Genomic DNA, 7,645 nt, shown 5'->3' with positions numbered 1-7,645 from the left:
GATGGGGTTTACTACCAGACAGAAGATCAGAATGAATTCTTCAACTTCCGTGATCCGAGTCCCTTCATTGATCCGGTGGACGGCAATCTATACATGGTCTTCGAAGGTAATGTCGGTGGCGTACGTGGTGAGCATGTCATCACGACCGAAGACATGGGCCATGTTCCGCCGGGCTATGAAGACGTCGGTGGCGCTCGCTATCAAGCTGGTTGCATCGGTCTGGCCAAAGCGACTGACCTTACCGGTGATAGCTGGGAAATTCTTCCGCCTCTGGTCACCGCTGTGGGGGTCAATGATCAGACGGAGCGTCCACACTATGTCTTTAAAGATGGTAAGTACTACCTGTTTACCATCAGCCATCAGTTTACCTATGCCGATGGTCTGACTGGTCCGGACGGGGTCTATGGCTTTGTGAGTGACTCCCTCTTTGGCCCGTATGAACCTTTGAATGGATCTGGCCTGGTACTGGGTAACCCATCATCTCAGCCTTTCCAAACTTACTCTCATTGTGTGATGCCCAATGGGCTTGTTACCTCATTCATTGATAGTATTGATAAGGGTGGTGTGAGTGAAGATTACCGTATTGGTGGTACTGAAGCGCCTACAGTAGAAATCAAAATCGAAGGTACCAATACTTATGTTGTCAAGCAGTATGAACATGGTTTCATTCCGCCCATGAGTAATGTCGTGACCAAGAAGTAATAGAGAAATGGTGGGGGCAGCATATGCCCCCACCCTATAATGGGATTTTTGCAATGGACGTTTCAACTTTTATTGGGGTGATAAAAGATTATGTGAAAGCGGACTCTTTGAGTATTGCAGTGTTGATTTCTATCGTTGTTTCTGTCTTAAGGTCTATTCTAAAAGGAGGTGATAAGAAAGAGGTGGTTTTAGAGCCTCTTTTATGTGGGTGCTTAACTTTCGTGGCAGTATCGATAGGAGAATACTTGAAAATTCCAAGTGATCTTACGGTAGCGATAGGAGGTTTCGTTGGGTTCATGGGAGTCAAGAAAATCAGTGGACTCCTAGACCAAATGATAAAAAGCAAGATTTCTTAACTTGCACTCATAGTAGGAAGGGAATTGCCTTCTTGCAGACTAGGATATTGATGGTTCGTTCAATTAAAAATCCAAGAGAAATATCTTAGACCAATTGTTCATATCAATCTTTTGAGTGATATAATCAAATAAAGGTAAATAAGTTATTTGAGGGTTAGAGTTATGGCGGAATATCCTGATATTGTCGAAGTCAAGCACTTGCTAGATACAAAAGAAGTCAATGATTTTTTAGCAAAAGGTTGGAAGCTGTTGGGAACCTCTCATGGAGTTGATGAAAATAGTTATCCCATCGTAATTTATGTTTTAGGAAAGGAGAAATGAAAAATATATGGAGAATGCACAGGAGATATTATCTCATGTTTTCGAAATAAGTATGGCGATGATACAGTTTCTTATAACACAGCTTATAGTTGGCTCTTCGTAAAATATGCTTTACGTGCGTTCTCCGCACGTAAAGCATTACTGTATGGTGTCATAACAGTGGCTAGCTAGGGTCTCGTTCTGAAAGCTTGGCAAGCTGATGTCTTGCACATCACGGTTTGCAGCCCAAAGACCAAGGAAAGTGGATAAACTCCGTAGCTTCCCTTCCCCCCCCTCCATCGCATTTTCGCGACGCAGCCTCACACTGCCCCTCTCAGACCCAGAATTTAGGGTTATGCGTCTTGCGACGTGATGTCAGAAGGTCAGCTTCTCGAATTGGCGGCCAGTCAGTGCTGTATACGCGACGGTGTTCTGAATATTGGCGTGGCCCATGTACTGCTGCACGGTACGAAGGTCAGCACCTTGGTTGATCAGATGAACTCCGCAGGCATGGCGTAGCGCGTGGGGATTCCATTTGATGCCCATGACGGACTCGCTCAGGCGGTGAAACATCTTGCGAAAGCCATCGATGCTGACCGGCCCGCCACGTTCATTCGTGAATACGTAACCCTGTGATCGCGTGTTCTCACGTTGATAGCGCTTCAGAGCCCGCACTGTCTCGCCCTGGAGCGGATGCGTTCCACTGATCGACCCCTTTACTCGCTGAATGTTGAGCAGGTGATTCCCATCGAGATCTACCTGTTGCCATCTGATACTCACGAGCTCAGAGATACGTAGCCCGTGCTGATACGCCATTAGGATCATCAGTGAGTCACGTGTCCCATAGCGGTTTTTTCTCGCTTCCCTTACCAGCTTCAGCACTTCATCGCGTGTCAGGTACTTACGTCCTCGTGCCCGATCATTGGCGGATCGAGAGATGACTGTCCGTATTTCAGTTGCCCGAGACGACTGGGCGACAGTGTCAGAGACCTTGTGGCTCATGGGTAGGCTCCTTGAAACTGTCTGTGAAATAGTTAGAAGCCAGACAGTGCCACCCTCCCGCCAGAATTGCAGCCTCCAGTCGCAAGATGTCACACTAAGTATTACACTTTGGGTGACAGGGATGCGATTGGTGAGGATCTTCAAGAACGCCTGGTTCGAGCGCTTCGCCAAGAAGCAGAAGCTCGGGGATGCCGTCCTACGTGACGCTATCCAGCGGGCCGAGCAAGGCCTGATCGATGCCGACCTGGGCGGGGGCGTCATCAAGCAGCGGGTCGCTCGCCCCGGCCAGGGAAAGTCGGGCGGCTATCGCACAATCATCCTCTACCGCCAGGCACACCGCGCCTTCTTCGTATACGGCTTCGCCAAGAGCCAGCAGAGCAATATCGGCGACGACGAGAAGGCCGCATTCAAGCAGGCCGCCCAGCACATCCTCGACCTGTCCGAGGAGCACCTGGCCGAGATGATTCGGAGAGGCCAATTTTCGGAGGTGGAAGACGATGGCTAAGCAATACCGCAGCGACGCGATGGCCGCGATCCATGAAACCATGGAGTCGCTACACGAGGTCGGCGCCGTCGATAAACAAACCATGCGCGACTTCGATGAGACCTGCCTGACCACTGTCGAGACGATCACAGCAGAAGACATCCGGGCGCTCCGCGAGCGGGAACACCTGTCCCAGCCCGTATTCGCCCGTTACCTCAATGTCAGCAAGAACCTGGTGTCTGATTGGGAACGCGGCGTGAAGCGCCCCGGTGGGCCAGCGCTTCGGCTGCTCATGGTGATTGAGAAGAAAGGCATCCAAGCAATATCTTAATATTAATAGACAAATATTTAAGGGAGTAAATATGAGAGGGCAAGGATTGTTTAAATCATTATCTTTATTCGAGACAGGTCTTTCAGCAGCTGAGTGGGCTTGGCGAATACTTTCTTTCTTGGTTATCGGTGGTAGCGGTATTAGTACAGCCCTTGTGGCCAAGGCTGATTCACTTATAGGTCAGCTAGGTCCGATATATTGGATATCGGTAGGCCTTGCCACGTCGCTGATCGTTTCTTTTTTCATTTACCTAATAAAGCTTTCCTCGCTAAAACAGTCAGAAGCAGATCTAAACAGGATATTATCCTCCCCAAGAGATTCCATAAACCCTCTCTCGGACAACTTTAGAGATACTATAATACCAGTCGAAGATCTAAGACTTCCAGTCATCCAGCTCCATGAAAACAAACACTTCAGGAGATGTTCATTTGTAGGTCCGGCCGCAATAGCTATAATAGGTGGGAACTATGTGAACACCGGCTTTCTTGAGTGCGGAGATATTATCGCCCTTCCTGAAGATGCTATGTTAACAGGAATAGTTGTTTTGAAAAACTGCACTGTTGAAGATTGCAAATTTATAAAGACAAGTATATTCACGGATCAAAATACCGCTAAAGGTTTTGCTAAAGTCCCTAATTCATCTGTAAAAGGGATTATCCAAGAAGCAGAAGCTTCATGATTACGCGCCTTATCGTGAGCCGTTTAGTCGAGCTAGGGCGCCTGGAGCAACCTTTCGCAAGGTTATGCCACTTTTAGGCCACTTTTGGGCCACTTTCTGGCTATCTATGCCACTTTTGGGCCACTTTTGGGCCACTTTTGGGCCACTTTTGGGCCACTTTTAGGCCACTTTTAGGCCACTTTTGGGCCACTTTTGGGCCACTCGCAGGAGAACCGTGCTTTTTAGCCTGAGAAGCAAGGCACGCCACGGATGTATACAAATTTGCTGTGCAATTTTCATACATCCGGTTGTACCAAAGGATTCTCCTTTGAATCCATATACTCTAACGAGTATTCACTATTCGTATTTTTTCTTTGCTTCGCTCAGTAGACGTAAGGCGGCATCATCATATGACTCTCCAGGGTGGGCCAGCCTTTCTATAACATCCATAGGGATTCCATAAAGAGATCTTGGAGCCTTATCGCAGTCTGCAGCAGATTGCTTCTGAGGAGTCTTTTCCTTCTCTTTTAACTTCTCACCAAAGATAAAGCAGAAATGACTTATCTTCCTTCCTGTTTTCTTCTGATCCCATTTTACCCATAAAGGTGAATGCTTATTAATTTGTTCAACAGCAGGGATTATCACCCAGCGCTTAAAATCTTTTATCGCAGGATACTTGTCACCTAGCTGGAATGCTTCACGAAGCCACTCAGTAGATACTTCTCGCTTACCTGCATCACGCCATTGGCACAGTAGCTCATATAAGCGTACTGCATGAGCACTATCCATATGGGCTACATCTGCCAATGCATATCGTGTGAACTGTGCTGATAATTGAGATAGGTATGGCACCATATCTGTACCAAAGCGTAAAGCCACCATCCCTTCACTATCACGATACTCTATAGTCTGTACCCAACGTGTAAGCCTGACTTTCGCTTGGCCATGACCGTTCGGAGCTTCTTTTAATGTAACTTCACGACGATACAGTCGTTCTGCTGCCGCCTTGAGGTTCTGATAAGCGGTTCCTAACTTTGTACCAGTAATATCGGCAATTTGTTGTGCGCTGACCGTATAAAGCTGCTGATCGGTCAATGGAGCATCCCGCCGTACCTGAGAGATACAACTCAAGAGAATGCGCTGCTCATAGACGCTGAGGCGGTAAGATGCCTCAATCAGAGCATTGGATTTGTAGATCAATGCTGTATCCATAGAAGGCACCATTAAGGGAGTGTTTTTAATTACTCCCTTGATACCATCAATCCCTCCCCTCTTCAACCATCAATCCCTCCCCTTTTAACCATCAATCCCTCCCCTTTTAACCATCAATCCCTCCCCTTTTGAGCCAAAAAAACCTTTAAAATCATAAAGCTACGCATGGCTAAAAGGGGTTAAAAGGCAAAAGGGACATAAAAGAGCGCTATGCGCTCGCCTACCCTCCGCTTCGCTCCGCCCGGCCTACGGCCGCCTAAAATTGCCTGCGCCACAGGCGCAGAAAGGATGCCATCGAGGGGCTACGCCCCTGGGCATCCTGCGAAAAGCTTCGCCGCTAAAGAACTCCAGCTTTCGTGGTCGCCAACCCAATCAGACGCGGGAACATGGGCGCTACGCGCCAGGGTTAGACGGATAAGACGCTACGTGGGCTCCTGTGAAGCATCACACGAGGCTCTAGTGCTCACAAAGTAGGTTTGCCTACCCCCTCTGGCTATCTCTCCTCAGAAGCGATTCTCGGCTTCCTATGGAGTATGCGTCGGAGGAGAACGATACTCTCGCACCACGTAATTTCGCACTTCGTGCTCAACGTGATCTTGCTCTGCGAGGCTGCCGGCTACTGCCTTTTTGCTACTGCATTTTGTGACGCCAGGATGTGCCCGCTTTTTGCTTTCGAAGTGAGCCTGGCAGTTCAAAAAAGTTTGTGTGGTTTCCGGGCTACAGGCTCGGACAAGGTATGCCGGTGTGCGTACACACCACAACAATTTCAATCGCTTTGCTCGCTCAATTGTTTGGCATCTTGCTCAGGGTTATGTCTCGCTTTCTGTTCGCTGCTGCTCATAGGCTTGTGCCATGCTATGCAGCACCCTACACGCAGCAAAAGGCTACGCCGTGCAGCAGCACTATCTGACCATCACCCAGGCCGCGAAATTGTACGGTGTGGCACGCACAACGCCATATCGGGCAATTCAGCGAGGCACCATGTCGTCTACGGTTAGAGGCGATGGTACGCATGTCATCGCATTTTCTGAGTTGTTGAGAGTTTGGGGCGAACCACCAAACATGCCACCCGAGGTGCAGCAGAAAGCAGCAGCTTTAGGCGACGCTGTGCAGCAGGGTGCTGCATCCGAAATATGGACTGCGATGCTGGCAGAATTGAAATCTCTGAGGGCTGCCGTCGAACGCCTAGAAGAACAGCAGAAGCTGTTAGCCGCACCAGCCCCCGAGCTTGCCAAAGAAGCCGCACAAGCAACTCCAGTACCCGCCGATGACCCTACCCCGCATCCGTTCGCCGCTGAGATGGCCGCGTTACGAGCCAAGCGAGAAGGGTGAGCACTAACCATCAATCCGTCCCTTTTTAATTAAAGGTATATATAAATCATATGCTTATATTGATGCGGGCGTCTCGGAGACGCTCATGGCATAGAGGAGGCTGGCCTCTACGTCTGCAGGGTGAGGCTCACCTTGGAATTCAGCCAAGGCCTGCAGGCCATGATGGCTTGCAGCCCTGATGGCAAGCTGACCAGCACATCGTAGCCACCTTAGAAAACTCTTAATCGTTTCAGTAAACGGGCGAATTTAATCGCCTCTCGCTAGCTTTTCTTTTCAGCCATGGAAGGTTCTGAAACGGGCGCGCTGATGATTTTTTCCAAGCTCTCTACTGTCTTGAAAGTACATGAACAAGCTATATTTTGGCATTGGTAATAAGCTTCTTTCATTGTCTGGGTTATGTAGCGGCTGGTTCTAGTGTGAGCCGGCTTGTTACATACTGGACAGCGCATCATCTTGAGTACCTATTGCTTCGTAGTGGAGTAAAATCACAAGTATTAAGCTTCTAATTATTAAGGTATTACTTATGTAATATCTTTATAAAGCATCTTGAATATCGAAGACAAGAAGAACTTGATATCTCAGAGACCACACAACAAATAACCGTATTGAGGCATGATGTTTGTTGTGTGGTGAATGGGATAACATCCAACGCTTTTTATCAAATTATACGCATGTTCTTATGATGGCTCATTCATAAGCGTAAGGATTTAAAAAGCATGTCTATTCAAGATAAGATTAAAACTTCTACCTGGTCTCGAGCAGACGCACTCAAGGTAAAATTTGACGATCCTACCACTACTCAGCCTGAAGTTGGCTATGAGTTTCCGGTAATGGACGACGATCTCTTCATTTGGGATACGATGCCACTGCGTAAGCTCAATGGCGATATTGTATCTGTTAACGGGTGGTCTATTATTTTCACTCTCACAGCCGATCGTAAGCCGGAAGAATTTACTTTCGAAGATGGTCAGTATGATATTGCTTCCGATTGGGAAGACCGTCACGGTCGAGCCCGTATGTGCTACTGGTATGCAAAAGACAGTAAAAGCTGGATCTTTGGTGGCCGAGTCATGAAAGAAGGTGTTTCCCCTACAACCCGTGAGTGGGCAGGGACTCCTATTCTTCTTAATGATGAAGGAGACATTGAGCTTTATTACACCTGTGTAACCCCAGGTGCGACTATGGCAAAAGTCAAAGGCCATGTAGAAACCACTGAAGATGAAGTGAAGCTTGTGGGTTTCAATGAAGTCAAAGAACTGTTTTCTGCG

General features: G+C 48.1%; 11 protein-coding genes. 8 read left to right on the top strand and 3 right to left on the bottom strand.

Annotated features, from left to right (window positions below; genetic code table 11):
• From PJK54_RS17635 to PJK54_RS17630, 3 genes are all read left to right on the top strand, one after another.
• The coding region (locus tag PJK54_RS17635; protein ID WP_271303497.1) for a glycoside hydrolase family 68 protein at nt 1–702 on the top strand (702 nt) is incomplete at its 5' end.
• 23 nt (nt 703–725) lie between these two features.
• A complete protein-coding gene (locus tag PJK54_RS17905) occupies nt 726–1,058 on the top strand; it encodes a phage holin, lambda family (RefSeq protein ID WP_442870693.1) in 333 nt (110 codons plus the stop codon).
• 162 nt (nt 1,059–1,220) lie between these two features.
• On the top strand, nt 1,221–1,379 hold the full coding sequence (locus tag PJK54_RS17630; protein ID WP_271303496.1) for a hypothetical protein: 159 nt from the start codon (nt 1,221–1,223) through the stop codon (nt 1,377–1,379).
• A 354-nt stretch (nt 1,380–1,733) separates the two neighbouring features.
• Here PJK54_RS17630 and PJK54_RS17625 read toward each other — a convergent pair whose 3' ends face one another.
• On the bottom strand, nt 1,734–2,360 hold the full coding sequence (locus tag PJK54_RS17625) for a tyrosine-type recombinase/integrase (RefSeq protein ID WP_271303495.1): 627 nt from the start codon (nt 2,358–2,360) through the stop codon (nt 1,734–1,736).
• Nucleotides 2,361–2,490: 130 nt separating this feature from the next.
• Here PJK54_RS17625 and PJK54_RS17620 point away from each other — a divergent pair, with 130 nt between their 5' ends.
• Genes PJK54_RS17620 through PJK54_RS17610 form a run of 3 tightly spaced genes read left to right on the top strand, consistent with a single transcriptional unit; the run spans nt 2,491 to nt 3,854 of the window.
• Nucleotides 2,491–2,865, top strand: coding sequence for a type II toxin-antitoxin system RelE/ParE family toxin (locus PJK54_RS17620; RefSeq protein ID WP_271303494.1), 375 nt, complete (start codon nt 2,491–2,493; stop codon nt 2,863–2,865).
• A complete protein-coding gene (locus PJK54_RS17615) occupies nt 2,858–3,175 on the top strand; it encodes a helix-turn-helix domain-containing protein (protein WP_271303493.1) in 318 nt (105 codons plus the stop codon). The genes PJK54_RS17620 and PJK54_RS17615 overlap by 8 nt, the downstream gene beginning before the upstream one ends.
• Before the next feature lie 31 nt (nt 3,176–3,206).
• A complete protein-coding gene (locus PJK54_RS17610; protein ID WP_271303492.1) occupies nt 3,207–3,854 on the top strand; it encodes a hypothetical protein in 648 nt (215 codons plus the stop codon).
• A 336-nt stretch (nt 3,855–4,190) separates the two neighbouring features.
• On the opposite strand, the gene PJK54_RS17605 is transcribed toward PJK54_RS17610, so the two are convergent.
• Complete coding sequence (locus PJK54_RS17605) at nt 4,191–5,045, bottom strand: replication initiation protein (protein WP_271303491.1); 855 nt, start codon at nt 5,043–5,045, stop codon at nt 4,191–4,193.
• A gap of 852 nt (nt 5,046–5,897) precedes the next feature.
• Here PJK54_RS17605 and PJK54_RS17600 point away from each other — a divergent pair.
• Complete coding sequence (locus PJK54_RS17600; protein ID WP_271303490.1) at nt 5,898–6,377, top strand: hypothetical protein; 480 nt, start codon at nt 5,898–5,900, stop codon at nt 6,375–6,377.
• Nucleotides 6,378–6,637: 260 nt separating this feature from the next.
• On the opposite strand, the gene PJK54_RS17595 is transcribed toward PJK54_RS17600, so the two are convergent.
• The gene (locus PJK54_RS17595) at nt 6,638–6,826 is read right to left on the bottom strand and encodes an ogr/Delta-like zinc finger family protein (protein WP_271303498.1); all 189 of its coding nucleotides are present in this window, start codon (nt 6,824–6,826) and stop codon (nt 6,638–6,640) included.
• A gap of 267 nt (nt 6,827–7,093) precedes the next feature.
• Here PJK54_RS17595 and PJK54_RS17590 point away from each other — a divergent pair.
• Nucleotides 7,094–7,645 (top strand): glycoside hydrolase family 68 protein (locus PJK54_RS17590; protein ID WP_271303489.1); only part of this gene is annotated, 552 nt, incomplete at its 3' end.

Origin of the sequence: Cobetia sp. MMG027, assembly GCF_027947415.1 — a bacterium.
Classification (GTDB): Bacteria; Pseudomonadota; Gammaproteobacteria; order Pseudomonadales; family Halomonadaceae; genus Cobetia; species Cobetia marina.
The sequence above is the reverse complement of the archived record's forward strand: the minus strand, read 5'-3'. Positions and strand labels throughout refer to the sequence as shown.

Excerpts from the sequence above, each read along its gene's own strand:
- PJK54_RS17905 (WP_442870693.1), top strand. The coding sequence starts at position 726 with ATGCCCCCACCCTATAATGGGATTTTTGCAATGGACGTTTCAACTTTT.
- PJK54_RS17630 (WP_271303496.1), top strand. The coding sequence starts at position 1,221 with ATGGCGGAATATCCTGATATTGTCGAAGTCAAGCACTTGCTAGATACA.
- PJK54_RS17625 (WP_271303495.1), bottom strand. The coding sequence starts at position 2,360 with ATGAGCCACAAGGTCTCTGACACTGTCGCCCAGTCGTCTCGGGCAACT.
- PJK54_RS17615 (WP_271303493.1), top strand. The coding sequence starts at position 2,858 with ATGGCTAAGCAATACCGCAGCGACGCGATGGCCGCGATCCATGAAACC.
- PJK54_RS17610 (WP_271303492.1), top strand. The coding sequence starts at position 3,207 with ATGAGAGGGCAAGGATTGTTTAAATCATTATCTTTATTCGAGACAGGT.
- PJK54_RS17605 (WP_271303491.1), bottom strand. The coding sequence starts at position 5,045 with ATGGATACAGCATTGATCTACAAATCCAATGCTCTGATTGAGGCATCT.
- PJK54_RS17600 (WP_271303490.1), top strand. The coding sequence starts at position 5,898 with ATGCTATGCAGCACCCTACACGCAGCAAAAGGCTACGCCGTGCAGCAG.
- PJK54_RS17595 (WP_271303498.1), bottom strand. The coding sequence starts at position 6,826 with ATGCGCTGTCCAGTATGTAACAAGCCGGCTCACACTAGAACCAGCCGC.